Raw genomic sequence first — 26887 nt, 5'->3', positions numbered from 1 at the left:
GTAGACAAAGGCGAAGAACAAGGCCCGCGAGAAGAGTCTCGCGGGCCGGGAACTCATTAGAGGAAACGACAAATCAATTCCAATCAGGTAGATATAGTGCGATCGATAACTATAGGTCGACGAATATCACCTTACCGGATCTGATGAGTCGCCGGATGTTGACCTTCGCCTTTCCATTCCAGAAGTCGCTATCAAATGCGACGCCAGTGGAAAGGGGATGACTCCACAAATACTGTCCATTTTTGCCAATCTTTCCAAACACCTTATCGTCTTTGTTATTCGACTTCTTGCCTGCCTTTATCGCCCGGACAATACCTAAGACATATCCACGATGCCCTCTTTTAGCCCACTTCTTTACAGCCCTTTCACCAGCTTCTCGTCGCGATTCGTCCGACATACTAATTTCCTTCTTATATTCCAGACACCCTGCAGATATCGCTGCAGTACCCGAAATGTGGGATGTTCTTAGCGCGAGTCAATGATAGGTCCCGCACACCTCGCAAATTGTTCAGAAGAGCGCTGCACGCTCGGCATCAGCTCGATTTACGGCGCCAGGCTCTCCTCGCCTCGCTCTCGACGGTGCCCTGCTTCCCACTGCTCTTCATTTTGGACCCGGCGAGTTGTCGAGACTGGTGCGCCGCGACGGCTTTCTTTTGGCCGCAGACGAGAAGAGCAAATGGAGAGATTCTAGCTCATAGGCATTGTCGACCGTTCCGGCTCCGCGCTATGTTCCATTCCATATTGGTCGGGCTGATCCGATTTAATCGTTTTGAGAATAAAGCAAAGGAGAACCAATTTGTACAAGCCGGGGGGAACAATAGCAGAGGCGCTCAATCGCATTCAGAACAAGAGTTATGTCCTGCCTGCAATTCAGCGTGAATTTGTTTGGAAGCCGGAGCAAATCGAGCGTCTTTTCGATAGCTTGATGCAAGGCTATCCGTTCGGCACCTTTTTATTTTGGAGGGTTGATGCGGCAACCAGTGGCAAGTTCAAGTTCTACGACTTCGTCCTGAACTACCATCAGCGAGACGCGGCACACTGCCCTGAGCTGGGCAAGCTTCAACAACAAAGCGTCACTGCCGTGCTCGACGGTCAGCAGCGGCTAACAGCGCTGAACATAGGCCTACGCGGATCGATGGCCATCAAGCAGCCGAACAAATGGTGGACGAACCCCGACGCATTCCCTATGCGCACGCTGCGGCTGGACTTGCTCGCACCGCCTGCTCCCGATGAGGACGGCGTTCGCTATCGTTTCAAGTTCCTGGATGACCAGCAGGCAGCAAGGGAAGAAGGCGCGCAATGGTTCAAGGTGCCCGACGTCCTTGGGATGGAGGACGGGCCTACGATGCTCTCGGCCCTCATGGAGCGCGGTCTCCAGGGTGACGCCCTTAAAGGTGCCTACGCCATCCTCGATCGCCTCCATCGCGTTGTTCACTCCCACAACCTGATCAACTACTACGAGGAAGAGGCGCAGGATCTTGAACGCGTGCTCAACATCTTCATTCGCCTCAACTCGGGAGGCACGATCCTCTCCTATTCGGATCTGTTGCTCAGCATTGCCGTTGCACAGTGGAAGCAGGTCGACGCCCGTGCCGAAATCCACAAGCTTGTTGACGAACTAAATCGCATCGGCACAGGCTTCGCGCTCAGCCAGGACTTTGTGCTCAAGGCCGGGCTCATGTTGGCGGATATCGCCTCCGTAGGATTCAAGGTCGAGAACTTCACGACGGCCAACATGCTAGCCCTGGAATCGAACTGGCCGGTGATTAGGGCGGCGTTGGTTCGGACCGTTGAACTCGCCTCAAGCTTCGGCCTGAACGGACAGACATTGAGAGCCGACAGCGCACTCCTGCCAATCGCCTACTACCTCTACAAGCGGAACGCCCCCAATAACTACGTGACCCATAGCCAGTTCGCTGACGACCGGGAAGCGATTCGGGGCTGGCTTGTGAGATCAATCATCAAGGCATCGGGCATATGGGGAAGCGGCCTCGACACACTGCTCACAGCGCTTCGTGAGGTGATCCAGTCAGCTGACCCTTCGGCCTTCCCGGTGGAACAACTGCGCCAGGTGATGAGTCAGCGCGGCAAGTCATTGGCGTTCGAGTCAGCCGAGATCGAAGATCTTCTATATATTGAGTATGGCGACAAGCGAACATTTCCACTTCTGTCACTGCTCTTTCCGTTCGTCGACCTGCGCAATCATTTTCACGTTGACCACGTCTACCCAATCTCCCGATTCACTCCGGCGCGACTACACATGCAAGGATTCAATGCGGCAAGTATCGAGGCGCTTGCGCGTCACGCCAACACCTTGCCGAATCTTCAATTGCTTGAAGGCGCCACCAACAATGAGAAGCGGGCAGCCATGCCGCACGATTGGCTGGCAGGAATTCATCCAGATTCTTTGACTCAACAGCACTATCTGACAAAGCACGAACTCGGAGAACTCTCTGCCGATCTCCAAGGTTTCGAAGCCTTCTACAATCAGAGACAAGATCGCCTCCGGACCCGACTGATGGCGATGCTCGGCGGTTTATCCACACCCAAGCCTGTCACGCAGGCCGTTATCTGACACTATATTGGTCATCGCCATCAGTGTCATTTGGCCGCTGGCGGCATCGTCCGGAATTGGTCGGGGTGTTGTTGGCATTCCTCGCGGGCGCGATTGAGCCAGGTCTCATACCAACACCATTGCTTGCCCACGGCGACCGCGCCGTAGGCTTTTGCCGGATCCTTCGCCGCCAGTCGCTTCCACAGCTTCGTGTGGCTATCCATCGTGAAGCGGTCCCAGCCTTCCGCCCTCATGGTGCGAACTATCTCGCTGGGCAGGTACTTCCGCTTCTCTACCTCCTTCAGAGCCAGATTGAATTTATCCGCGATGTCTGATCCGGGCGGGACGAGCTCAACCGCGAGGTCGGCGCTTCGCGCGCGATTAGCGGTCCTATGGACCATGAAAACGCGGAAGGCGAAGCGGGGATCGGCCTGCTGTTCGGGTGTCAAATGTCGCTCGAATTCGTCCATCATCGTTTCGACATGACGCGGCAGCGTGCCCGCCTTCTTCAGCAGGGCGCGCTGGTCGGGGTTGAAGGTCACGAATTGCAGGGCGATCGGCAGGCGGCGCTCGAGGGCGTATTGCGCTCCGAAGAGGCTCTTTATGGCGTCGTTGAAATTGATGCAGCAGGCTTGCAGCTTGGCGCTCACCGCTTCATCGATGCGGTTGGTCGAGCGGTGCTCGATCTCATGCCGGAGTTCTAGGAGGAAAGCCAGATTGTCCTTCGCTCCGGGCTCGATTGGGCAGCGAGCATGCTTCAAGCATTGGGACAGCTCCCAATATTTTTCCGCGCCACTCGGGGTCTTGAGAACCACCTTTTCCCCGTTCTGGATTTTTGCATGCCGATAGTCGATGTCTTCGCGCTTGAACCAGGCATGGAGCAAATAGGTCCAAGCAATAACGGCGGTGACGATGAACAATTCTGCGCGAAATGTCAGACCGGCGCTGTTGAAGGTATGAACCGCCGCGATCATGGCCTCACGTGCCTTGATCAACAGTTCGTCACCGCGGATCGACAAACCCGTTTCTGCGTCTACCTCCGGCCAGTAGACGAGGAAGCTGTCCAATTCTTCAGCCGTTGCCGGCTTGGTGGCAGCATGCTTCGCCTCAGTCCTAATCTCGCCGATTGCGCGGTGATTGATCGAGCGCGTCGGACGGGTGAAATAGGCGAGAATATCCTGATCGTTCGGCCATCGCCCGTCGACAACCATGGCCTTGATGAGCGCAATCTCCCAGCGTTCGAGCTTGTTGCCCCGCCTGCGGATCGGCATCGCGCTCAGCCGTCGTCAGTGCAGAGATTGTGGGCGCACGCGGAGAGGCCTACAAAGACAAGGGCAGAGAGGACTGCATCCTCCCTGCGGAGGTCCCGCTTCACGCAACTTGCGTCGCCCGGATGCCGGATGTTTGGATAGTTGTTGGCGAAGGTGTACGCCCGATCAAAGATGTTTGCGAAATCATTGCTGGGGAAGCGATTGCCGTTTCGCATCCGGACCAAGGCTCGGTTGAACTCATTTTCGCGACCGTTCGAGGCCGATACCAGCATGTTCTCAGCTAGCAGGGAGGCGGTCCGAATGGCCTCCTTCGCGTTGAGCTGGTTCCAATCCGTCGCTTGGCGCTCCCAGGCGTTTTCGAACGCCGTCAGCGCTTCCCGCAAACGCACATCGGCAGCGGCTCTTGTGCGAAGTCCACCATAGAGGGCGTCCATTTCGCCATGCAGAAGCGGCGTCAACTTCAATGGCGCGATGTCTAGGCGATAGTGCAGTGTATGGCGTTGAAGGAAGCGGCCGAGGCGATCCAGATAAAACTGATCCAGCTCGTTGTTCTCATACGCCTTTAGGGCGATAGCGATGTCAGAGAGTAGCACGGCGATTGCCCGGCCTCCGGTAAAGAACTGCGGCTTTACCCGCGCGAGCGCCGACCGGGCATCATCAGGCAGATCGAGACACGTCGCTACGTCACCCCGCAGCCTGTCCAAGGCTGGCGCCAGCCCAGGCTCCACGAAGATCTGCGGCATTCCACGGGTCCGCACCAGCATCGTACGGACGACCTCTATCGGGAGATCGGGATGAGCGTCGCGAAATCGATTGAATAGTGGCCGCCAGACTTCGCGGTTTATGTAATGCCACGCCGCTTGAACGCGGTCGAAGGTCATCCGAACACCTCGGCGGACAGCCCGGCGGCCATGGTCTCAGCTTTGGCAGTGGCGGAGTCGAGATGGTGGGCGAGCGCTTTTAGACGGTGAACGTGTGCAACGAATTCAGCCTGCAAGGGAAGCGGTGGCATCAGTACCGGCAATGCTCCTAGCTGCGTCTTGTTGACCGAAGCTATTCCGGTCGTGCGCTTTGCGACACGTAGGAAATATGACTTTCCTGCAGCGCTTTGCATATAAGCCGCCGCATACTCAGACAATAATTGAGGCCCGACTCGGACTCTGAAGATATGATTCTGGTGTAAGCAGCCTTGGACTTCATCGCGCCAGATGGCGCAGCGCCCAAGCTTGTCAGGGTCGCCCCCTTCGGTCATTAGAAGATCGCCGTTCCGAAGCACACATTTGTCGATATCTGCTACGGTTGCCTCAATCATCTTAATTTCCGACAAGTTGAGGTAGCCATCCTGAACATTGGCAACGCGCAGATATGGCGCCGCCTCAGTCTTCTGGCCGTTCATTTTGCGGCCCTTGGTCAGGCCAGAGCCAATGTCCGCCACGCGAGCAAGCTCGCTGATATCCCATCCCTTGGGATTGATCGCGGGATCGCCGAAAGTGTCGAGGAAAAGGGCGGGGATGATGGCGCGGGCCTTGGCGCGGGCGGCGTCGGCGCGGCGCCTGATCTCCGCCGCCAGGTCCAACAGCCCCACAATCCGCCGCTGCTCGTCGAGTGGCGGGACGGGGATGGGCATATCGAGCAAGACCGACATATCGGCGCGTGGCATTCGAGCGCCAGTATTCTTCGCCATCAACGTGTCGATGACGGGCTGCCGGCGAACCCAGTGAAAAAGATAGCCTCGGTCGAGACGGCTCGCGTCCGGCAATAGTGGAACCAACTCAGTCGAGGCGCATCCCGGCTGTCGGGGAAGCGCAATTTTCCGCAGGTACGGTCGGAGCTTGCCGAATAGGACATGACGGTCATCGAACAGGAAGGCTTGCCCTTTGCCTTCCCCAGTTCGAGAGCCTTGACCGACCGCGATCTGCCCCGTTTCTGGATCGACATGCTCCATGCCGACGAATTCGAGCCCGTTGCCCAGCGCCTCGGAAGCCACGATCGTGCGCCGATCCAAACGGCAAACACGACTGAGTTCAACGGTGGCGACACTCACGCCGGTTGCCCCCGCATCTCCGCCGCGAGCGTCTGAATGTTACCGAGGATGGTCTCCACCTCCTCATACAATTCCTCTAGCAATTCGCGCGGGTTGCGATGCTCGGCGGCCTCACGGCTTTCGGGTCGGTAGCGAGGGGCCGAAAGGTTCCAGTCCTCCCGCTCGATGCCGCCGGCGTCGGCGAACCACCAGTTCTCTGTCCAGGGTTGGGCAGGATCGCGCGCCTGCCAATCAGTCCACAACTCGTCACGGCTATTGAACGCAGCGATCAGGCCGGGCAGGTCGTCGGCCTCGATCGGCTGGTCGTGGTTGGCGTCCAGCTTGAAGCCGTCATTGCTAGCGTGCAGGAACATTACCCGCTCGGTGCGCCCGCCCTTGGCGAAGACCAGCACTGAGGTCTTCACACCCGAATAGGGCTGAAACACGCCGCCGGGTAGCGACAGCACCGCCTCGACGCGGTTGTTCTGGAGGAGGATGCGGCGCAGCTCCTTGTGCGCGCCGGTGGAGCCGAACAGCACGCCCTCGGGCACGACCACGCCGCAGCGCCCGTCGGGCTTTAGGTTGTCGATCATGTATTTGACAAACAGTAGCTCGGTCGCCGTGCTCGTCCCGATCTTCACGTCATCAACGATGCGGTCGCGGTCGAGGCGACCCGAGAAGGGCGGATTGGCCAGGATCACGTCATAGCCGTCGAGCGGCAGCCCCTTTTCGGCCTTGGCCTGCCGGTCGAAGCTGGTGGTCAGCACGTTGCGCTTCAGGATGCGCACGTCCGGCAGGCCACGCAGCGCCAGGTTCATGCTGGCGAGGCTGACCATCTTGGGATCAACATCGTTGCCGAAGAAGGTCGCGGTCTGAAGCTTGCGCCATTGCGCGTCTTTCAGCCGGTCGCCATGCCCACGCTCGAATTCTTTGCCCTCTAGTTCCGCGACCTCCCGGCCGTTCGCCGAGGAATTGGCGAGGCGGATATGCTCATAGGCGGCCACCAAGAAGCCGGCAGTGCCGGCGGCAGGGTCATAGACGGTCTCGCCGATCTTCGGATCGACCAAATCGACGATGGCGCGGATGATGTGGCGCGGCGTGCGAAACTGGCCGAGTTCGCCAGCCTGCTTGATCTGGCGCAGCACATGCTCGAACAGATCGCCCTTTGTGTCGGGGTCGGCCTGTTCCAGCCGCAACTCGTTTACCAGGGTCACGATTTGGGTGAGCACGGTAGGCTCATCAATCGCGAGCCGGGCCTGCGCCATGAAGCTCATGCCGAAGGCGTCGCCAATGGTGGCGAAGAAGGGAAACACTTCGTCGCGCACGAAGGTGACGAGTTGTTCGCCCGACATGGCGTTGGCCCAGGACGACCAGCGCATCCGCTCGCGCGGCACCGCCTCCAGGCCCTTCGTTGACGCGTTCAGCGGATTGCGCAGTGTCCACTCGCCCGCGAATAGGGAGGCATAGTCTCGGCCAGTGGCCTTGGCTTGCCGCACATTGGCCCCGTCGATGCCTTCGATCATGTAGAAGAAGAATAGAAAGCTGAGCTGCTCTGCGTTGGACAGGGGGTCGGGGTATCCGCCGCCGTAGAGATAATCGCGTATCTGATCGACCTTGCGGCGCATGTCAGGTGTGAAGGACATTTGGGCCTTAGTTCAGAGGTTTGTCGGACCGGGAGGGATCGTCGCCGGGGGCAGACCGCGACGCGATGCCGAACACGCCTTGGTTCAAGCTGATCAAAACGCGCTCAAGTTCCACCTCGCCGTTGAAGACGGCACGGGCGCGCTCAAAGCCGCCGTTCATGGAGAGCGGCGGGGCATCGAAGCGCCAGCTTTCGAACAGCGTGAGTTCCGCCGCGTTTGCTTTGATCTGCTCCTTAATCAGGTGCAGCACGCGGAGCTGATCGGAGTTGAATTCCTGGCCGTCTAGCCACGTCTCGAACGCGGCCCCTAACGCCTCTGCGTGGGCATCGTCGACATCCATGAAAGCGTGGCCGGTTTCGTCCACCGTGACCCATTCGCGCGTGGTCGGGTCGATCTCGTCATGTACGTCAAGCGTGAGCATTCGGCGCGGCTGGCCTTGTGGTTTATCCATGGGCCGCACGACGATAACACCACCTTCTCCAGGTGTTTCGTCATCGCCATGGCGCAGGGTGACGCCGGTAAAGTCCCACATGGTGAAGCGGTCCTTGCCCGGTGACAGGCGGGTGCCGCGTCCACGCATCTGCTGATAGAGAATCGAGCTATGGGTGAAGCGCGCCATCACCAGATTGCGCACCTCCGGGCAGTCGAAGCCCGTATCGAGCATGTTCACGCTGACTAGGATCTGCGGGAATTCCTCTTTTTTAAAGCGCTTGATCTTGGCCGGACCGTCCACGCTGTCGTCCGGCCCCATGCCGGAAACGACGAAATCGGCATAGCGCGTCGTGGGGCTGGGTTTCTTGTCTGCAAACACGGCATCGAACATTCGCGCCAGCGTCTCCGCGTGCCGTTTGGTAACGGCGAATACGATGGTCTTGCCCCAGTCGGGCGCTCGGCGGACGCCGTTCGGACCGGTATATCCGTTCTCCAGAACGTCACGATATTCGCGGACCATGGCACGGTTGCGCTGCGGGATGGTAAATTTCCGTTCGAGTGCAGTTGGATCAACGATCAGTGGATCGCGCCCAGCGAATAGGGCTTCTAGCTCGGCGCGGGTCGCGTCGTCCAGGGCCTCCCAATCGATTTCGCTTCGGGTAACGGAGAAGCCCTCGGTCGCGGCCGTGCGAGCCGTCATGGCGCGATAAATCTCGTACGGAACCAGGTGCCCGTCCGCGATGGCCTCGGACATCGTGTAGCGGTAGGTCGGCCGATCGACCTCGAAGAACCGCATTGTATCGCGGATCGCCACGCGATCCTCCTCATCCACGTCCGGCGCATCCTGCATGACACAGGGCGTGGCGGTCAGACCGATCTTGATGCCGTCAAAATGATCAAGCGCGCGCCGCCACTGGCCGTAAATGCTGCGATGGCACTCGTCGATGACGACCAAATCGAAATAGCCAGAAGAGTATTTCTCGTACTCATTAACCAGAGTTTGCAGAGTAACGATGGTGACACGCTTCTCGTCCTGGAAGCGGCGGCCGGTACGAGGCACCCGGTAGCAGGGTAAATGCGGCAGATGTTCCGCAAACGCATCTTCTGCCTGGATAGCGAGCGTATTGCGGTCGACCACGAACAGCGCTCGCGTTGCCCAGTTGGCTTCGAACAGACGCTTGAGCAATGCCGCCGCTGTGCGGGTCTTCCCCGTGCCGGTCGCCATTTCAACGAGCATCTTGCGCCGCCCGTTGACGATCTCCCGGCAGATCGCCTCGATGCAGGCGGTTTGATGCAGACGGCCACCGCCACCGGCGATCCGGCTGTCGATCGGGATTTCGAGCGGGCTCCGTCGTATGTCCCCAGCGGCTTTCCGGCGAGCCAGATCATCCTGGCTGAAAATGGTCTCGACCTTACGGAAGTGAGCGTCCTGCTCCTTGTCCCGAAACCAGATTTCCTCACCGTTGGAGAGGAAGATGAACGGCACGCCGAGTTGATCGGCATAACGCTGGCCCTGGAGTTCGCCTGCGCTCAGACTGACGCTCGTGCTCTTAGCCTCAAGCACGGCAACGCCACGGCCCTGACGATCGAAAAGCGCATAATCCGCCTTGCCACCATCATCGAGCGGATATTCGAATCGCACGCTGTGGCCGTCCGTAAGCTTCCAGTCAGTGTCTTTTAGAAGTTGGTCGATTTTGACGCGCGCGAACGCTTCATTGCTCACTTCTGCGCGCCCCCCTCTTAAAATCCGAACTTCATGCAAATCAATCGCACAACTTAGGACCAAAAGGCTGTTCTTGCCAATGAGCGAATCGGGTCAGGCCTGGATGCGGCGCTTGCGGCGATCCTAGAGCGTATCATCGGCCCGTGTTGGCCGAAGGTCTTAGGTCGCTGCCGAAGAGTTGAGGGGATCAGATCTCCTTCATGCCGGGCTAGGGGTGATCCTCGATAGAGCGGCAGCATGCATTCGCCCGAACACCTGCTAGGCCGGCCGAGGCCTCGCTTGGCCCCGGCCCGGCAGGGTCATGGCGGCGACGCCCAGCACCACCAGCACCAGCCCGATCATCGCGGTCGAGGCCGGGGTCTCGCCCAGGAAGACCACGCCGATCGCCACCCCGACCGGCACCCGGAGATAGGCCTGCGCCATGGTGCCGACCGAGCCGAGCGACGCCAGCAGCTTGAAGTAGATGACGAAGGCCAGCGCGGTCGAGACCAGGGCCAGGCCGAGCAGAGCGCCGATGGAACCGGCGGACGGCGCCAGCGCCCAGGGCCGGTCCAGGATCAGGCTCAGCGGGATCAGCATGGCGGCGCCCGACAGCATCGACCCGGCGGCCGGGACCATCGGGTCCAGCCCCTTGAAGTTGCGGCCGAAGATGGCGGCGACGGCGTAGCACACCGTGGCGGCCACGATCGCCAGCTGCGGCAGCACCTGCCGGCCGGCGTCGCCCAGCGCGTCTAGCCCGATCACCAGGGTGATGCCGGCGACCCCGGCGACCACGCCGAACAGCTTGCGCCCGCTCACCGGCTCGTGCCGGGTCACCGCCCAGGTGATCAGGAAGGTGAAGATCGGCGAGGTCGAGTTCAGGATCGCCGCCAGCCCGGCATCCAGGCTGGTCTCGGCCCAGGCGATCATGGTGAAGGGGATGACGCTGTTCATCACCGCCTGGAACCCGAACAGCCGCCAGGTGCGTCCGTCGGTCGGCATGCGGATGCCGCGTAGCCGCAGCACCAGCAGCAGCACGCCGCCGGCGATCACGGTGCGCGCCGCGATCAGCGTCACCGGCGGGATCGTCGCGACGCCAACTTTTATGAAGCTGTAGGAAGCGCCCCATAGGGTAGCGAGTAGCGCCAAAAGCAGATAGTCGATGACGGGCGGCGTGGTGCGGTCGTTGGCGGGCATGGGGGCCTCCTCTGTGAGTGGCCCGACCATGCTCCGCGCGTGGGCGCAAGTCGCGCCCCGACGCTGCGGTTTCCGTCGAAACGTTGGAGCGCACTCAAGCCGGTGAACACGCCGGCAGTGGACTGCCTAGCGCCAATCCGGACGATGTAGCTAGAAAACAGAAGGGCCGCGCATGCGCGGCCCTTCTATTGCGAGTCGAGGGGAGATGAGAGGCGGTGAAGAGAGTTGAGCCGAGGCGAGCCGAGTTGTGTCGAGCTAGGGCGCTTATTTCAATGCGTCGTGGTCACCGTCGGCGCCGAGGCAGCCGTCGGCGCCAGGGCCGATCTCGCCCCCTTCGCGAGCACCTCCATCATGAAGCGCGAGGTGCTGACGCCGTTCATTTCTGCGGCCTTGTCGACAGCGCGGACAACCGACACCGGCAGATAGATGGTGAGCTTGGCGAACTCCTCCCCGGCAAGGAAGGCGGGGTCATAGCCGTCAAGGCTCATATCCTTGGTGTCGCGGGTGATGTTAATGCGCTTTGCGATGCTCATTGGTCCTCACATGATTGGGCCGGGCGCCCAGCGCCGGCCATGCCAATCTTCATACCCGCGGATCAGGCGGCGAGGGCGGGATCAATCGGCACCCGAACGAGGCGACGACCTGTCCACTCGTACCGCGCGAGTTCCCTGCAGTGGTTTACCAGGACGGCAGTTGGACGGCGACCCGCCGCATCGCTGGCCGGAATGACGTAACAGGATCTGGTGGCCGGCTCGAGGGACATACCTCCGTCGCGGTAGGCCTTGAATGCGCGCTCCAGGAGATCCCCAGGTTCCTTGCTCAAATGCTTGAGTATGATCTCGATCTCCTCGAGCGTGTTCCGGTGGTACTTCAGCTGATTGGGATCCAAGGCCTCGGCCATATCATAGACCCGGCCATCCCATATCCTGTCAGACCGCCGGCTCTTGAAGAGTTTAAAGCCGAGTTGCTTGGCCCGATGGCGGGCGCGATCCTCACGGGAATGAATATCACTGATGCTGTTCAATGGGTCATCCTCAAAGAAAGGCCGGGGCAATCCCCGGCCGTTGCATCTGCAATTGCAGGTAGTTAGGCGGTCAGAGACCCGTTGTCTTCGACCGGAGTCACGGTGATTGTGAGGCCACCGCTGTATTCGTCATCGAGCCGCAGCGCCCCCTCCTCGTACATCTGGACATAGAGTTCCTTGATCTCGTCGAGGGTAAAGCCCTCCCCCTCGAAGCGGTCGTCGATCGCTTCGATCGCAATGCGAACCTTCATTCCCATTCTCCAGTTTACCGCCGGGCGGGAATCGCGCCGGCGCATCGCATTGAAGCGATACGTGAACCATACGTACACTCTTCGGTTAACGCAAGAGGAAATGCACGATTGACTCACAATCAGTGCACGCGCATATTCGGCGGAGACATCGCGCGAGGATTCAATGGAAACCACTCACTGGAACATAAGAGGTATCCCGATCGATCTGCCGGAGCGTGTCCGGATTGCCGCAAAGGAGCGAGGCATGACGGTCGGCGGATTCGTGAAGCTGGCGTGCGAGGTGGCCCTATCTCCCGGCCCCGACGCTCACGATCCCGCAGAACTCGCTGATCTGGCGGCGCTCAGGGCGAATGTAGACGAGTTGAAGGAAGAACTCCGGCGGCTACTGCCGACTGTGAAGCAGCACCACGCCCTGATGATAGAAAAGGGCTGGATCGATGAAGAAATAGAGCGGCCCGATTATGACGAAGAGCTGTATGAGCTCGCTAAGGCGAGCAATCCAGACGGCATCCCTAGCTAATGAAGTGGCCGCTGCGATTCGAGCGGCGACCATCGATATCAACAGAGTTATTGGTCTCCGGCTGTGGAGAAACGGCTAGAGCAGATCAATACCCCTCCTGCGGGGAAGAGAGTTCATGGCGATTCTTCAAGTCACCGACGGCCAGCATACTAGCCGTCAGCGCGGCTCCATCCATGACATTTTGGCCGATTTGACGCGGATGTTAAACGCGGCCGGTATCACCGAATCAGATAGCGACGTGGATCTTCAGAATTGCTCCGCCGGAGAATATCCATCCGCTCCTGCGCAGAATTCTTCTGAGAATGCGAAGACCGAGGCAGAGTCGGAATCTGCCGATCTGGCCAATGGTTCAATGCCTTATCGAGCTGTGGAGGGTGACTCGGAAATCGACCCTGTAGTTATTGCCCCCCATTCTCTTCCTCACGCTGATCCTCATACGTCCCCTGAGAGCCCCTCCACGTCATTCCAAGACGCATTCAAGCCAGGCCTTCTACGGCTACCAGCATCTCGCAGTGGAAGGCCAAAACCCCATCAATGGGAGGGACTAGGCTTTCATCACCTAGTCGCGCTTCTCGGACAGGCCGCTGAGACCGCCGGCTTGAACCTCGCCATCACCATCAACCTTGACCAGGAGCATGAGGAGATCGCCAAGGCTGCAGGGAAGGATCTCGCCGCCTGGGCTATCAAGACGTTCGAGAACTGCGTCCATGCCACGTGCCGGGAGCTAGGCATTGAGGCCGGCGAGAATATCGCCGTTCTCGAACAGCGAGGCATATTCTACGAGAAGGGGTTCTGGTCCTTTGAGGGACCCCTGGTCGACGTCGAAGCTACCGAGAGCTACGCGCACAGCGGTGAACGTGGGTTTGATCTCCACGCAGCACTGCGCGTCGACATCGATCGAGAGTCGTTCCGGCGCTGTCTGGGGAAACACGTTGCCAAGCGGATCACCGGAAATCGGGTAGCCGCCCAGGCACGAACTCCATCGGGGCAGAAGTCCAGGGCAGTGACCTGGAAGCTCGATCGAGAGAACCGTGTGAAGGTGGTCGAGATTACCACGGAAGCCGGCGGTGCCTCAGGCTGGGTGAAATACATCACCAAGATCGCCACGCTGACCGAGTCCTATCACAATGACGTGGTGGAGCGACGGCCATGGCGAGTGAGCCGAGGCCTAACGCAGAGAGCCCGGCGACACCTCGACCTGCTAGTCCGCGAGTTCGGCCCCGATGCGGCGCTGGGCATTCTCGACGGCATGCATGCGGCACAGAAAGAGAAGGAACGGCTTCGCCGGAGATCATCAGATCAACGCCCTCGGAAACGTCCCGGCCGCTGGCGGTGACACTGCAGGTCGACAATCGATGCCGGCAAGCGCGAAACGGTGTAGCCTCCCATCGTTTCAATGACCGAATTACTCATGCTTCGTATTGCATTCATTGTGGCGATGATATTCGCTGCCCCCACCGCCGCGGTCGCTGGCGCCATTTCCTTTCACTGCGTCTTCAATCAGCGCTGGTCACCAAAGGGTATGGAAGCTGACGACTTCCGCTTCGATGTCAGCTACGACACGCTCACCAACAAAGCCTTCATGACGGGCAACGCCGGTGTTCAGGAGCTATTTGTCTACCGAAGCAACCAGGCAATTACGTTTATCGAGCCGCTCGCAACCGGCGCCGCGCAGATGACGACAATTGTTCTGGATGGCTCGGCCCTGCACAGCCGCCACTCGCTCATCGGCGGCGAGTTCAGCCCGTCCCAATATAGCGGACGGTGTTCTTTTACCAACTAGCCGAGGCGATCAGCCAGGCGCAGCCGGTTCAGTTCGATGATGTGCTTGCGCAGATGCTACAGCAGCAAACGCCTGCATAGTCGTGGAGCGCGCTCAGGTGACTGAGGACGGATCTTCCGTGCGCGACACAGAGCAGAGAGCGTCACATGCACGAGACGACTCCTGCGTGCGCCCAGCACGTCGCGACCCCCGGGTTCTTCCAGCTCCCGTGATTGTCTAAGCGCATACAGCTTCATCAAGCTGGGCGTCGCGACGATCCCGCCGGTGACGCTGATCGCGGCGCGCACCGTCATCGCCGGCGGCGTCCTGCTGCTGGTGCTGCGGCTGCGCGGCATCCGCATGCCGGCCGACGGCCGGACCTGGCGGCTGTTCGGCTTCCAGGCGGTGATGAACAGCGTCATCCCCTTCACCATGATCGCCTGGGCCGAGACCAGCCTGGACGCAGGCCTGGCGGCGATCCTGAACTCGACCTCGCCGATCTTCACCTTCCTGATCACCTGGGCGGTGACCCGGCACGAGCCGGTGACCGGGCGCAAGCTGTTCGGCGTCGTCGCCGGGGTCGCCGGCATCACCCTGGTGATCGGGCTGGACGCGCTGGGTGGTGCCGGCCGGCAGCTGCTGCCGCAGCTCGCGATCGTGGCCGCCACCGTGTGCTACGCCGTCGCCGCCATCTTCGGCCGCAACTTCAAGGGGCTGGACCCGATGGTCCCGGCCGCGGGGTCAATGCTGTCCGGCGCCGCCATGCTGATCCCCCTGAGCCTGGTGCTGGACCGGCCCTGGGCGCTGGCGCCCTCCGCCAGCTCGGTCGGCGCGCTGCTGGGCCTGGCGCTGGTCTCGACCGCGCTGGCCTTCGTCATCTACTTCCGGCTGCTGGCGTCGCTCGGCTCGGTCGGCACCATGGCGCAGGCCTATCTGCGGGTGCCGGTCGGGGTGGCGATCGGCGTGGTCTTCCTGGGCGAGACCCCGGCCTCGACCGCGATGATCGGGCTGGTGCTGGTGGTCCTCGGCGTCGCCGCCATGACCCTGCCGGGGCGCAAGACGGCCAAGGCCCAGCCGGCCTGAGGCCTCAAGCGACCTCCCGCCCCTCGCTGGCCTCGAGGATGGCGAACCACTGCTGGCGGTCGAGGGTGATGTCCAGGGCGCCCACCATCGCCGCCAGCCGCTCCGGCTTCAGGCTGCCCAGCACCGGCACCAGCCGGGCCGGGTGGCGCAGCAGCCAGGCCAGGGCGACGGCCGACAGGTCCCGCCCGCCGGCCACCGCTTCCAGCGCCGCGCGCACCGCCTGCTCCCGCGCGCCGGTGCCGGTGAACAGGCTGCCGCCGCCGAGCGGCGACCAGATCATCGGCGCGTAGCGCAGCCGCTGGGCGTGGTCGAGGCTGCCATCGACCAGCGGCGCGGTGCGCAGCACCGACATCTCGATCTGGTTGGTCGCCAGCGGGGCCGACAGCCGCGAGGCCAGCAGGTCGATCTGCGATGGGGTGAAGTTCGACACCCCGACCGCCCGGACCTTGCCGGCCTTGACCAGCCCGTCCAGCGCCGCCGCGGTCTCGTCCCCATCCATCAGCGGGTCCGGCCGGTGCAGCAGCAGCAGGTCGAGATAGTCGGTGCGCAGGTTGGCGAGCGACCGGTCGACCGAGGCGCGGATGTGGCCGGCGCTGGTGTCGTAATGCTTCAGCCGGTTCGCCGGGCGGTTGGCGGTGGCCAGCATGATGTCGCATTTGCTGACCAGCTCGATCGCCTCGCGCCGGCCGCCCCAGCGGGCCAGCCCTTCGCCGAAGGCTTCCTCGACCGCATAGCCGCCATAGATGTCGGCATGGTCGAAGCTGGTCAGGCCGAGATCGACTGCGCCGGCGATCAGCCGCGCCACCGCATCGGCGTCGGGCCGGGTCGGGCCGTCCAGCAGCCGCCAGGCGCCGAACACCAGCCGCGACAGCGTCGGCCCGCCCTCGGTCAGGACGATGCGCCGGTCATGAGCCATGTGATGGTCCCCCTCTGTGGCGGCGATGTCAGCCCGCCGGGCCGCCGACCACGATCGCGGTCGGGTCCTTGACCTCGAGGATCTTCGCGGCGGCGGCCTTGACCTGGTCCGCCGTCACCGCCTCGATCAGCCCGGGATAGCGTTCGATGAAGTCGCGGCCACGCCCGGCCAGCTGCAGCTGCAGCACGTAGCTGGCGAGGGCGTCGAAGGAGGCGAAGCCGAGCGGGTAGCTGCCGATCAGGTAGCTCTTGGCCTCGGCCACCTCCTGCGCGGTCGGGCCGTCCTTCGCCAGCCGGGCGATCTCGTCGCGGATCACCTTCAGGCTCTCCCCCGCCCGCGCCGCCTGGGTGCCGGCGGTGATGACCAGGACGCCGCTGCGCCGCAGCTGGATCAGGTTGCTGTCGACCGAATAGGCCAGGCCCCGTTGCTCGCGCACCGCGGTGTACAGCCGCGAGGTGAAGGTCGACCCGCCGAGGATGTGGTTCATCACGATCGACGGGAAATAGGCGGGATCGTCGCGGCGGGGCGCGGCGTAGCCGAGCTGGATCACCGCCTGCGACACCGGCATCGCCGCCGCCGTCTGACCGGCGGCGACGGCCTGGATCTCCGGCACGTCGCGGAGGGTGCTGGTCGCCGGCAGGTCGCCGAAGATGCGGTCGAGCGCCGGCCCCAGCGTCGCGGCGTCGATGTCGCCGACCACCGCCAGCCGCAGCCCGTCGCGGGCGATCAGCCGACGCTGGGCGCCGCGCAGGTCGTCCGGCCCGATCGGGGCGACCGTCGCCTTGGTGCCGATGGTCGGGCGGCCATAGGGATGGCCGGGGAAGGCAGCGGCCGACCAGCGGTCGTCGGCGATGGTGCCGGGGTCGTTCTCCTGGAAGTTCAGGTCGGCCAGCCGCCCGGCCTTGATCCGGTCGAGGTCGGCGGAGTCGAGCCGCGGCTCGGCCAGGGTCAGGCGCAGCAGCTCGAAGGCCGCGTCGCGTTCGGTGCTGAGCGTCTTCAGCCGGCCGGTGAAATAATCCTGCGAGCTGCCGAAGCCGAGCTGGATCGAGCGGTCGGCCAGCACCGCCTTCAGCCCGGCGGCGTCATAGGGCCCTGCCCCTTCCGTCAGCATGTCGCTGAGCAGCGAGGCCAGGCCGAGCTTGTCGTCGGGGTCCTGGGCGGACCCGCCGGCCATGGCGAAAGACAGGGTGATGACCGGGACGGTGTGGTCCTCCACCAGCCAGGCCTCGATCCCGCCGGGGCTGACCACCTTGTCGATGGTGGTCGCGGCGGCGGGGGAAGCGGCGGCGAGCAGGAACCCGAATGCGGCCAGGGCGGCGCGCAGCGGGTGGGCGAAGATCGGCTTCATCGGTATCGTCCTCGCTGGCGCTTCAGGGCTGCTTCGCCTCGCCCGCGGCCGGGGCCGGGGCGGTGGTCAGGATGCCGGTGACGGAGCGCGGCGGCTGCAGGTAGGTGCGCGCGACCTTCTGCACGTCGGCGGCCTGGACCGCGGCGATCCGCCCGGGCCAGTCCTGCACCTCGGAGATCGGGCGGCCCAGCGCCGCGGCCTCGCCGAAGGCCCGCGCCAGGGTCCCCGGGTCGTCCTGGCCGTAGACCGCGCCGGCCAGCAGGCGGCGCTTGGCGCGGGCCAGCTCCTCCTCCGGCACCGTGCCGTCGCGGATGTCGGCCAGCACCGCATCCATCGCGGTTTCCAGATCCGTCATCGTCACCCCGGCGCGCGGCACCGCGTAGACGGCGAAGGCGCTGTAGTCGAGCATGTCGGGGTCGTAGGAGGCGCCGGCCATCGCCGCCATGCTGTGGTCGGTCACCAGGGCGCGGTACAGCCGCCCGGTCTCGCCCGACAGCACCGCCGACAGCACCTGCAGCGCCGCGGCCTCCCCGGGCTTGCCGGAGACGCCGGAGGGGGCCAGGTAGTCGCGGCGCAGATAGGGCTGTCCGGCACGGGCGTCGGCCAGCTCGATCCGGCGCGGCGCCGGCGGCTGCGGCTCCTGCGGGCGCAGCCGCGGCGGCGGGTCGGCCCGGCGGCGGACGGGGCCGTAGATCTCCTCGGCCAGCTTGCGCACCGCCGCCGGCTGGACGTCGCCGGCGATCACCACAGTGGCGTTGTTCGGGGTGTAGAAGCGGTCGTAGAAGGCGATCGCAGTCTCGCGCCGCAGCGCCTGGATCTCCTCCGGCCAGCCGATCACCGGCGCCCGGTAGGGGTGGTTGAGGTAGAGGATGGCGTTCATCGCCTCGGCCAGCCGGGACGACGGCTCGTTCTCGATCCGCATCCGCCGCTCTTCCAGCACCACGTCGCGCTCGGCATTGACCCGCTTCTCCTCAAGCACGAGGTTCTGCATCCGGTCGGCCTCGTAGCGCATCACCCAGGGCAGGTTCTGCTTGGCCACCGACTGGAAGTAGGCGGTGTAGTCGGCGGTGGTGAAGGCGTTCTCGACCCCGCCCAGCGCCGCCAGCTCCTGCGAATAGCCGCGGGGTTTGGACGTGGTGCCGTGGAACATCAGGTGTTCGAGGAAATGGGCGATGCCGGACTGGCCCGGCGCCTCGTCCGCCGCGCCGACGCGGTACCACACCATCTGCGTCACCACCGGGGCGGAGCCGGACGGGATGACGATGACCTGCAGCCCGTTGTCCAGGGTGAAGCTCTCGGCCTTGGGCGCGATCCGGAAATCGGCCGGCAGCGGCGCGGGCGCGGCCTGCAGCGGCGAGGCGGAGGTCTGGGCGAAGGCCGGGGCGGCGGCCAGGGCTGCGGAAACGGCCAGCGCCGAGGCCAAGGCCGCAGCGGATCGGGCGAGGGAGAAGCGCATCGCGGTCATGCAGCCTTGGTAGCGGAAGCGGCGCCGGCACCGCAAGCAGGCCGGGCCTCCAGGAAGCGCGACACTGTGGCGGCAGCGTGACCGTCCGTCGAGGGTGCAAGAAAGGAGGCCGACGGAGGCGCCCCACGGCTTGACAGCAGCGGCGCCGGCCGCGTATACGCTCGGCCCCGATGGCTGGGTAGCTCAGTGGTAGAGCAGGGGAATCATAATCCCTTGGTCGGGGGTTCAAATCCCTCCCCAGCTACCAAGATTCGAACCGCGGAGCGCTGCGGTTCTCCCTTGCGAGACAAGGCTTCGAGGGCTGGACGGTGCCGACGCATCTTCCGGCCCTTTTCGTTTGCATCCGTTCCTTTGCCGGCGCTTCGCGGCATTCCTGCCTTACATCATTTGCCGAGCGAGTATGGGGCGCCGACGCCTTGGCGGGGCGACCAGAGCCGGCCATACCCAAAATGGAAGGTTTGTAAAGACCCCCATCCGGGTAATTTTTGGTTGATCTATTTCAATTGTAATGCACCATAAGTGCATTCAGCTCGTCTCACATTTAATGAGGTTTCGATCGTGGCCACGTTTACCGGCACCAATGGTGCGGAAATCCTTCCGGATCTTATCATCGGCCCCATCCAGGGCATCGGCAACGACTTCATCGATGCGCTGGGCGGCGACGACATCGCGATCGGCTGGTCCGGCGATGACGTGATCCGGGGCGGCGCTGGGGCGGACGTCATCATCGGCGGCCTGCTGAACGCCGCCGGCATCATCACCCTGTCGGGCATCGACGCGGCGGACTACACCACCTCCGTCGACGGCGTGACCATCGACCTTTCGGTGCTGCTCAGCCTCACCCTCCCGATCCTCGGCCTCAACATCCAGTTGACCGGCGCCTCCCAGGGCTTCGGCGGCGACGCCCAGGGCGACTGGCTGGTCGGCATCGTGAACCTGATCGGCTCCAACACCGGTGGCGACAGCCTCACCGGCAGCGCGGCCGCCAACACCATGAACGGCCAGGGCGGCGACGACACGCTGAATGGCCAGGGCGGCAATGACATCCTCCTCGGCGGCGCCGGGGACGACACCCTGATCGGCGGCGGCGGGGCCGATTCGCTGCAGGGCGGCGCCGGCACCAACGACACCGCGGATTATTCCGGCTCCGCCGCGCCGGTCACCGTCAACCTGACCACAGGCACCGGCAGCGGCGGCGACGCCCAGGGCGACACCCTGACCGGCATCGAGCGCGTGATCGGGTCGGCCGGCGACGACACCCTCATCGGCTCGGCCGGCAACGACACCCTCATCGGCGGCGCTGGGGCCGACGTCATCACCGGCAATGGCGGCGTCGATACGGCCGACTATTCCGGCTCGGGCGCCGGCGTGACCGTCGACCTGATCGCCGGCACCGGCACCGGCGGCGACGCCCAGGGCGACACGCTGACCGGCATCGAGAATCTGACCGGCACGGCGTTCGTCGACCACCTGTTCGGGGACGCATCGGACAACATCATCCTCGGCCTCGACGGCAACGACACGCTTCGCGGCGGGGCCGGGGCCGATGCCATCGATGGCGGCGCCGGATCGGACGTCGCCAACTACCAGGGCTCGGCGGCCGGCGTGAATGTCGACCTGCTGACCAACGTCAACACCGGCGGCGACGCCGCCGGCGACACGCTGGCCAACATCGAGAACCTGTACGGGTCGAGCCACAACGACGTCCTGACCGGCGACAACAACGCCAACGTCCTGGGCGGCGAACTCGGCGACGACACGCTCAACGGGAATGGCGGCAACGATGCCCTGAATGGTGAGGCCGGCAACGACATCATCGACGGCGGCGACGGCGACGACCGTCTCGTCGGTGCCGCCGGCACCGACACCATCACCGGCGGCACCGGCAACGACTCCATCGACGGCGGCGACGACAACGACACGGTCAACGGCGGCGACGGCAACGACGTCGTCTATGGCGGCGCCGGCGACGACACCCTGAACGGCAACAACTTCAACGACGTCCTGACCGGCGGCGTCGGCGCCGACCATCTCGACGGCGGCGACGGCATCGATGTCGCGGCCTATTCCAGCAGCTCCGCGGCGGTCAACGTCAACCTGGCGACCGGCGCCGTGTCCGGCGGCGATGCCGCCGGCGACACCCTGGCCGGCATCGAACAGGTCAGCGGCTCGGCCTTCAACGACGTCCTGACCGGGGACGACAGTGCGAACCGGCTGTGGGGCCGGGGCGGGGACGACGTCCTCACCGGCAGCGGCGGGGCCGACACCTTCCAGGGCGGCGCCGGCAACGACACCTTCGTCTACAACGCCGTCAGCGACAGCACCGTGGCGGGATCCGGCCGCGACGTGATCGAGGACTTCTCCACCGGCGACAAGATCGACCTGTCGCCGATCGATGCCAATGGCGCGGGGGCCGGCGACGGCGCCTTCACCCTCGGCACCGGCGCTTTCACCGGCACGGCCGGCGAGCTCCGGATCCTCCAGTTGCCGAACGGCTATCAGGGCGTCTTCGGCGACACCAATGGCGACAAGGTCGCCGACTTCGCCATCACCGTCCTGTCCGACCACACCCTGACCGCCAGCGACTTCGTTCTCTAACTCTCTGACCCCGCGGCCCCACCCTGCGATCCGCAAGGTGGGGTTGGCGCGGGGCGGTTGGCCATACGAAGCATCAAGGGCGGGACCGGTGCCGATGCATCGTCCCGCCCCTGGTGTTTGCATCCGTTCCCTTTCCTCGGCGTGCTTGGCGTCAGGCCACCGGCGGGATCGGAGGCATGGCAAAGAATATCGGCGTCAGCAGGGTGACGTTGACGGCCGCCTCGACGATGAACGCCGCACCGACCGAGAAGTTCATCGCCGCGCCGGCCGCAACCTCGATGGCCGCCCCTGCACCGATCTCCATGGCCGCCCCGGCGTTGATGGTCATGGCGGCCTTGCTGATGACCGAGACCTCCGTGGCGGTGATCAGGATCGACTCCGGCGTCATCTCGATGATGCTGGTCCCGACGCGGAGGGTGATCGACTCGGCGGCGGTGATGGTGATGGCGCCGGTCTCGCTGGTCAGGCTGTCGTTGCGGTGGGTGGTCACCGTGCGATCGTTTCCGATCGTGGCGTCCTGGTTGTGCTCGACCTCGATCTTGTGATCCTTCTGGGCGTGCAGCAGGACCAACTCCTGGCCCTTCTTGTCGTCGATCGAGAATTCGGAATAGTCCTGGGTGCCGCCCTGCAGGGTCGAGCGGCTGCGCATGCCGCTCTTGGTCTGTTCGGACGGGACCGGGAACACCGGCTGCATCACCTCGTTGTAGACCCCGCCCACGATCACCGGATTGTCCGGATCGCCGCTCATGAACGCGACCGCCGCCTCGGTCCCCACGCGCGGCAGGTGCTGCCAGCCCCAGGTGTTGCCCGCCCAGGGCTGGATCACCCGGACCCACACCGCCATGCCGGCCACCGTGTCCTTGCGGTGGTCGAACATCAGGCGGACCTTGACCCGCCCCAGCGGGTCGGCGTGGATCTCCTCACCGCCTTCGCCCAGGACGATGGCGGGAAAGATGCCGGCCATCACCGGCCGGGTGTTGCGGGCGTCCTCGCGCCACGGCGTCTTCTGCAGGAAGCAGGTGAAGCTGTTCTCGTAGCGCCCCTTCTCGGCGCCGGCGATCCAGGTGTCGTCGGCGGCCTGGTGGCGGACGGCCTGCACGGCGTATTCGATGCCCTCGGCCTGGGTGAACGGGTCCCGTGCCAGGGTGAAGCGGCGCCCCGGGGAGAATTCGTAGTCGCTGCCATGGCCGTGGCACAGGGCCGACCGGACCTCGGCATGCTGGATGCGGAACTTCGCCCGGTCGGCCGCGATCTGGTTCTCCGTGGTTAGCGCCGGCCAGTTGTAGACCTCGCGCTGGGCGGCGCCTGCGGTCGGCAGGGTGGTGTCCTCCCGCCCCTCCACCGGGGTGGTCGGCTTGGTCGGATCATAGTCCTGCAGCCAGACCTCGCCATGGGCGGTCGCATGCGATTCCTCCCACTGGTCGAACACGTCGACATTGTTGCCGGCGTGGATCACCCAGTGCGGCGGCACCGACACCGGCTGGAACGCCTCGTTGCCGTCGGTGATCACCAGAGTGTGCGTGGTCTTGGTGTGCTCGAAGAAATAGAACCAGCCGGTCTCCTGCAGCAGCCGCTGCGCGAAGGCCAGATCGGTCTCGTTGTACTGCGTGGTGTATTCGCGCACCGGCTTGTTGCGGTAGATGCGGAAATCGACCGGCTGGACGCCGTGCTCGTTGAAGATCTTCTCCAGGATCTCCTGCGCGTTCATGTTCTGGAAGATGCGGCTGTCCTCGACCTGGCTGAGGAACCACAGCCGTGGCACGACCTCGAGCCGGTAGGTCCAGCGGTCCCGCCGCGGCAGCCCGATGGATTCCATCCTGCGGACCAGGCCGTTGAAGAACCGGTCCTCGTTCCGCTGCGTCGCCGCGCTTTCCGTGCCGCCGCCTGACGACTGCTCCCCCCGGGGCGGCCTGCGGATGGTCAGTCCCACCGGCTGGTAGAGCAGCTCCTGCGGGTCGATGCTGCGCTCGCTGGAGACGACGGTCAGGGTCAGTTCGAACGGGCAGCTGAGCTCTTCCACCGCCTCCAGGGCAATGGCGTGCAGAGTCCCCTGCTGGACCGGCAGCGTGTCGTCGCCCAGGGGCGACGTGAGCAGCAACAACGGCTCGTTCCGACCACTCGATGACATTCGGCGCCCCTCGGATTCCCATGCGAACCGGAAGATGGCCGACCCCGCCTACCGCTTGATTTCAGGACGGCGGGGAAATGTTACGGATGAAACCGGTTTAATCGCGCGACAGGTCGCGGACGGAGACCGCGAGGGTTCCGGGATGGGGCATGTCCGCGAGAAGCTTCTGGAAGCGGGCACGCTCATCGGCGTTGTCGATCAGCTCCAGGCACCGCTCCCGCAGTTCGTCGAGCGTCGCGGCGCGCGCCAGCGCGCGCTTCACCAGGTGGCGGGCGACCGGCCCCATGGAATGGGCCAGGGCGCGGGTCACGGCCTCCACCGCCGCCACCCCGGGCCGCGGCTGGCCCGGGACCAGGGAGCCCATGGCCAGGGACCCGGTGGCCAAAGATCCCGTCGTCGCCAGGGATCCCGGCTCCGCGATCTCCGGCACCGGCGCGCGCAGGCTCCGGTCGGGCCGCGCCGCGATCACCTGGAGCGCCTCCTCGACGAAGCGCTCGCGAAGCTCCGGCTGCGGGACCAGGTCGCCGAGCAGGCGGAGGAGTTCATCCGGAGAGTGGGCGTCCTGCATGGCCCGGCGCAGATGGAAGCGCGCCATCGGGCCGATGTGGCGCGCCAGGCTGCGCTCGATCGTCGACAGGGACGCTTCGTCCAGGCCGTCGAAATCGCCGATCGTCGAGGGCGGGGAGTCGGACGCCCGCGGCCGCGGCGCCCCGGCGGACGGCACGACGATGGTGGCGTGGTCGTCCGCCGTCGCGTCCGGGGGGCGGGATGCCGGGCTGGCGCCGGTGCCGGCGTCGGACAGCGCGCGCAGCGCCGCCGCCATCTCCTCCGCGCCGGGGAAGCGATCCTCGGGCCGCTTGGCCAAAGCGCGGTCCACGATCCGCACCAGCTCCGCGGGCAGGTCGGGGCGCTTGTCCTGCAGCGGCGGATGCGGCGCGTTGATCAGCTTGTAGATGACGTCGGTGTAGTTGACGCTGCTGAAGGCGCGCTCACCGGCCAGCAGCTCGTACATCACGCAGCCCAGGGAGAACAGGTCGCAGCGCTGGTCGATGTCGCCGCCGCGGCACTGCTCGGGCGACATGTAGCTCGGGGTGCCGACCATCATGGCGCCGAGCGTGGAATCGGTGCTGGTGAGCCGCGAGATGCCGAAATCCGTGACCTTCAGCCGGGCGTTGGCGGTGAGCAGGATGTTCGCCGGCTTGATGTCGCGGTGGATGATGCCGAAGCCATGGGCATAGGCCAGGGCGTCGAGCACCTGCAGCGAGATGCGCACGACCTCGGCGATGCCGGCCTTGGTGCCGCGGCGGAACGCCTGGTTGAGGCTGACCCCCTCGACATACTCCATGACCAGGAACGGGTTGCCCTCATGCACCGCGAAATCGTAGATGCCGACGATGTTCGCGTGGATGCAGCGGCCCGCGATCTTGGCCTCGTTGCGGAACCGCCGCAGGTACTCCTCGCGGTCCTCGCCCTCCAGCAGGTCGGCCCGCACCAGCTTGATCGCGACCGGGCGATCGATGTGCGGGTCATGCGCCTTGTAGACCACGCCCATCGCGCCGCGGCCGAGCAGGCCTTCGATGTGGAATCGTCCGATGGCCTCGGGAAGGGCCGGCCCGGAGGCCTCGTCAGTCACCCAGCATTCCCATCGCCGTGACCAGGCTGCGGCGCATACGGTTGAACGATACCGCGAGGGAGCCGATCTCGTCGGCGGAGGAGACCTGGAATTCCGGAACGTCCATGTTGCCCAGGCTGACCTCGTCGGCGAGTTTGGAGATGCGTCGGACCGGCACGATGATGAAGAAATGCAGCATCAGGTTGAGCATGGCCAGCATCACGGCGAACACGATCGTCAACCCACCCATGATCACATAGAGGCTGGACCGCGCCTGTGACAGGGGGACTCGCTCGGGAACCGACACCACCTGGGCCCCGACCGTGTTGCCGATCTTCCAGCCGAAGCCGTTGTCGCGGCCGTAGATGTCGACCATCGAGGCCGGCGCGGCCTCGGGCGTCGAATGGCAGGCAAGGCAGCTCTCGCTGGTCACCCGGATCGGCTGTGAATAGGACAGCACGGTCCCGGTGTCGGTCTTCCGCTCCGTCACCAGATGGTCCAGCTCCGGCTGGGCCGCCAGCGCCTTGATGATGTCGGCCTCCCACGACACCGGCCGGTCGGCCGGGTTGGTGGGGTTGGTGGTCGGCTGGCGGAAGGCGTAGTCCGGGAAGTCCTTGGCCATCTGGTCGAAGGTCTGCTGGGCCGCGAAGAACGGGATGCTCTGCGGCAGGAATTGGGTCTTCACCTGGCCGTTCAGCAGCGGCGACACCTGGGTGTCGGTGTAGTGGATGGTGGCGTTGGCGGCGCCCATGATGGCCGCCGCCTCGGCCAGGACCGCCCGCCGCGCCTCGCGCTCGCTGACGACGTTGACGAAGATCGCCGCCAGCCCCAGGCCGGCGAGGAACGCCGCCAGCATCACCAGATTGAATTTGAGGCGAAGCGTCATCGAATTACTGCCCGATATTCAGGAGTTTGGCGATTTCGATCTGCGTCAGGACGCCGGTCGGCCGGTCGCCGAGCGTGGTCTGGAAGGCGCGGATGGCGTCCTTGGTCCGGCTGTCCATGCGGCCGCTGGGCGCCCCGGCGTAAAAGCCCCGCCGGGCCAGCGCCGTCTGGATCCGGCTGGTCCGGGCGTCCGCCCGCGGCGTCGGCGGGACGGCCGCAGGCGTGGCCACCGCCGCGTCCGGGGGCGTAGGGGCCCCCACGCCTGAAGTCGCCGGCGCAGGCGGCGTGGGCTGGTCCGCCGCCGCGGTGGTCGTTTCCACCGGGGGCGTGCCCGCCAAGGGATGCGGCGGCACCAGCTGCAGGGGCATCGGGACCGCCGGCTTCGGCGGTTCGGCCGACGGCGGTGCCGGCGGGGGCGCGACCTCGGCGGCGGCCGGGGCCGGTGCGGCCGGCGGCTCGGGCGCCTTTTCGGG

Annotated in this window: 24 protein-coding genes and 1 tRNA gene; 8 read left to right on the top strand and 17 right to left on the bottom strand. The window is 64.5% G+C overall.

Going from position 1 to position 26887, the window contains the following annotated elements; genetic code table 11:
* Positions 1-109 precede the first annotated feature (109 nt).
* The gene (locus AB4112_RS32770; RefSeq protein WP_441726091.1) at positions 110-397 is read right to left on the bottom strand and encodes a hypothetical protein; all 288 of its coding nucleotides are present in this window, start codon (positions 395-397) and stop codon (positions 110-112) included.
* Positions 398-796: 399 nt separating this feature from the next.
* Between AB4112_RS32770 and AB4112_RS32765 the strand changes: the two genes are divergently transcribed.
* Positions 797-2575, top strand: a complete 1779-nt coding sequence (locus AB4112_RS32765; protein ID WP_441726089.1) for a DUF262 domain-containing protein — start codon at positions 797-799, stop codon at positions 2573-2575.
* A gap of 26 nt (positions 2576-2601) precedes the next feature.
* Here AB4112_RS32765 and AB4112_RS32760 read toward each other — a convergent pair whose 3' ends face one another.
* The 9 genes from AB4112_RS32760 to AB4112_RS32720 form a co-directional block, all read right to left on the bottom strand.
* On the bottom strand, positions 2602-3825 hold the full coding sequence (locus tag AB4112_RS32760; protein WP_441726086.1) for a DUF3644 domain-containing protein: 1224 nt from the start codon (positions 3823-3825) through the stop codon (positions 2602-2604).
* 5 nt (positions 3826-3830) lie between these two features.
* Positions 3831-4706, bottom strand: a complete 876-nt coding sequence (locus tag AB4112_RS32755) for a hypothetical protein (RefSeq protein WP_441726083.1) — start codon at positions 4704-4706, stop codon at positions 3831-3833.
* Complete coding sequence (locus AB4112_RS32750; protein WP_441726080.1) at positions 4703-5869, bottom strand: restriction endonuclease subunit S; 1167 nt, start codon at positions 5867-5869, stop codon at positions 4703-4705. Before AB4112_RS32750 ends, AB4112_RS32755 begins: the two co-directional genes overlap by 4 nt.
* Positions 5866-7491, bottom strand: coding sequence for an HsdM family class I SAM-dependent methyltransferase (locus tag AB4112_RS32745; RefSeq protein ID WP_441726077.1), 1626 nt, complete (start codon positions 7489-7491; stop codon positions 5866-5868). Before AB4112_RS32745 ends, AB4112_RS32750 begins: the two co-directional genes overlap by 4 nt.
* 7 nt (positions 7492-7498) lie before the next feature.
* Complete coding sequence (locus AB4112_RS32740; protein WP_441726074.1) at positions 7499-9646, bottom strand: DEAD/DEAH box helicase family protein; 2148 nt, start codon at positions 9644-9646, stop codon at positions 7499-7501.
* A 258-nt stretch (positions 9647-9904) separates the two neighbouring features.
* On the bottom strand, positions 9905-10822 hold the full coding sequence (locus AB4112_RS32735) for a DMT family transporter (RefSeq protein ID WP_441726071.1): 918 nt from the start codon (positions 10820-10822) through the stop codon (positions 9905-9907).
* A gap of 269 nt (positions 10823-11091) precedes the next feature.
* Positions 11092-11355: a hypothetical protein gene (locus AB4112_RS32730; RefSeq protein ID WP_441726068.1), complete on the bottom strand. Its 264-nt coding sequence runs from the start codon at positions 11353-11355 to the stop codon at positions 11092-11094.
* Positions 11356-11417: 62 nt separating this feature from the next.
* A complete protein-coding gene (locus tag AB4112_RS32725; protein WP_441726065.1) occupies positions 11418-11846 on the bottom strand; it encodes a hypothetical protein in 429 nt (142 codons plus the stop codon).
* Positions 11847-11908: 62 nt separating this feature from the next.
* The gene (locus AB4112_RS32720) at positions 11909-12097 is read right to left on the bottom strand and encodes a hypothetical protein (RefSeq protein ID WP_441726062.1); all 189 of its coding nucleotides are present in this window, start codon (positions 12095-12097) and stop codon (positions 11909-11911) included.
* A 163-nt stretch (positions 12098-12260) separates the two neighbouring features.
* Between AB4112_RS32720 and AB4112_RS32715 the strand changes: the two genes are divergently transcribed.
* The 4 genes from AB4112_RS32715 to AB4112_RS32700 all read left to right on the top strand — a co-directional run bounded on the left by AB4112_RS32715 (position 12261) and on the right by AB4112_RS32700 (position 15462).
* Entirely contained in the window at positions 12261-12617 is a 357-nt protein-coding gene (locus AB4112_RS32715; RefSeq protein ID WP_441726059.1) for a hypothetical protein, read from the top strand.
* Between the two features lie 598 nt (positions 12618-13215).
* On the top strand, positions 13216-13953 hold the full coding sequence (locus AB4112_RS32710; RefSeq protein WP_441726056.1) for a hypothetical protein: 738 nt from the start codon (positions 13216-13218) through the stop codon (positions 13951-13953).
* Between the two features lie 60 nt (positions 13954-14013).
* Complete coding sequence (locus AB4112_RS32705; RefSeq protein WP_441726054.1) at positions 14014-14400, top strand: hypothetical protein; 387 nt, start codon at positions 14014-14016, stop codon at positions 14398-14400.
* A gap of 111 nt (positions 14401-14511) precedes the next feature.
* Positions 14512-15462: a DMT family transporter gene (locus tag AB4112_RS32700; RefSeq protein ID WP_441726205.1), complete on the top strand. Its 951-nt coding sequence runs from the start codon at positions 14512-14514 to the stop codon at positions 15460-15462.
* Between the two features lie 4 nt (positions 15463-15466).
* Here the strand turns inward: AB4112_RS32700 and AB4112_RS32695 are convergent, their stop codons facing one another.
* The 3 genes from AB4112_RS32695 to AB4112_RS32685 are packed head-to-tail and all read right to left on the bottom strand — an operon-like array spanning position 15467 to position 19191.
* A complete protein-coding gene (locus AB4112_RS32695) occupies positions 15467-16378 on the bottom strand; it encodes an aldo/keto reductase (protein WP_309797055.1) in 912 nt (303 codons plus the stop codon).
* 28 nt (positions 16379-16406) lie between these two features.
* Positions 16407-17726: a M16 family metallopeptidase gene (locus AB4112_RS32690; protein WP_309797053.1), complete on the bottom strand. Its 1320-nt coding sequence runs from the start codon at positions 17724-17726 to the stop codon at positions 16407-16409.
* A 22-nt stretch (positions 17727-17748) separates the two neighbouring features.
* Complete coding sequence (locus tag AB4112_RS32685; RefSeq protein ID WP_309797051.1) at positions 17749-19191, bottom strand: M16 family metallopeptidase; 1443 nt, start codon at positions 19189-19191, stop codon at positions 17749-17751.
* Between the two features lie 172 nt (positions 19192-19363).
* Between AB4112_RS32685 and AB4112_RS32680 the strand changes: the two genes are divergently transcribed.
* Both AB4112_RS32680 and AB4112_RS32675 read left to right on the top strand, forming a co-directional pair.
* Positions 19364-19438: transfer RNA gene (locus AB4112_RS32680), tRNA-Met, on the top strand.
* A gap of 311 nt (positions 19439-19749) precedes the next feature.
* Positions 19750-21789, top strand: a complete 2040-nt coding sequence (locus AB4112_RS32675; protein WP_309797048.1) for a beta strand repeat-containing protein — start codon at positions 19750-19752, stop codon at positions 21787-21789.
* A 151-nt stretch (positions 21790-21940) separates the two neighbouring features.
* Here the strand turns inward: AB4112_RS32675 and AB4112_RS32670 are convergent, their stop codons facing one another.
* From AB4112_RS32670 to AB4112_RS32655, 4 genes are all read right to left on the bottom strand, one after another.
* On the bottom strand, positions 21941-23890 hold the full coding sequence (locus AB4112_RS32670) for a type VI secretion system Vgr family protein (RefSeq protein WP_309797046.1): 1950 nt from the start codon (positions 23888-23890) through the stop codon (positions 21941-21943).
* A 124-nt stretch (positions 23891-24014) separates the two neighbouring features.
* Complete coding sequence (locus AB4112_RS32665) at positions 24015-25550, bottom strand: serine/threonine-protein kinase (protein WP_441726048.1); 1536 nt, start codon at positions 25548-25550, stop codon at positions 24015-24017.
* The gene (locus tag AB4112_RS32660; RefSeq protein WP_441726045.1) at positions 25543-26415 is read right to left on the bottom strand and encodes a c-type heme family protein; all 873 of its coding nucleotides are present in this window, start codon (positions 26413-26415) and stop codon (positions 25543-25545) included. Before AB4112_RS32660 ends, AB4112_RS32665 begins: the two co-directional genes overlap by 8 nt.
* 4 nt (positions 26416-26419) lie before the next feature.
* A complete protein-coding gene (locus AB4112_RS32655; protein WP_441726042.1) occupies positions 26420-26644 on the bottom strand; it encodes a peptidoglycan-binding domain-containing protein in 225 nt (74 codons plus the stop codon).
* Between the two features lie 55 nt (positions 26645-26699).
* On the opposite strand from AB4112_RS32655, the gene AB4112_RS32650 reads away from it, so the two are divergent.
* Positions 26700-26887, top strand: a 188-nt coding sequence (locus tag AB4112_RS32650) for a hypothetical protein (RefSeq protein WP_441726039.1), incomplete at its 3' end; no start/stop codon positions are given.

It is taken from the genome of Inquilinus sp. 2KB_23 (genome assembly GCF_052115705.1).
Lineage (GTDB): Bacteria > Pseudomonadota > Alphaproteobacteria > DSM-16000 > Inquilinaceae > Inquilinus > Inquilinus ginsengisoli_A.
This window is presented reverse-complemented; position numbering and strand designations above follow the sequence as displayed.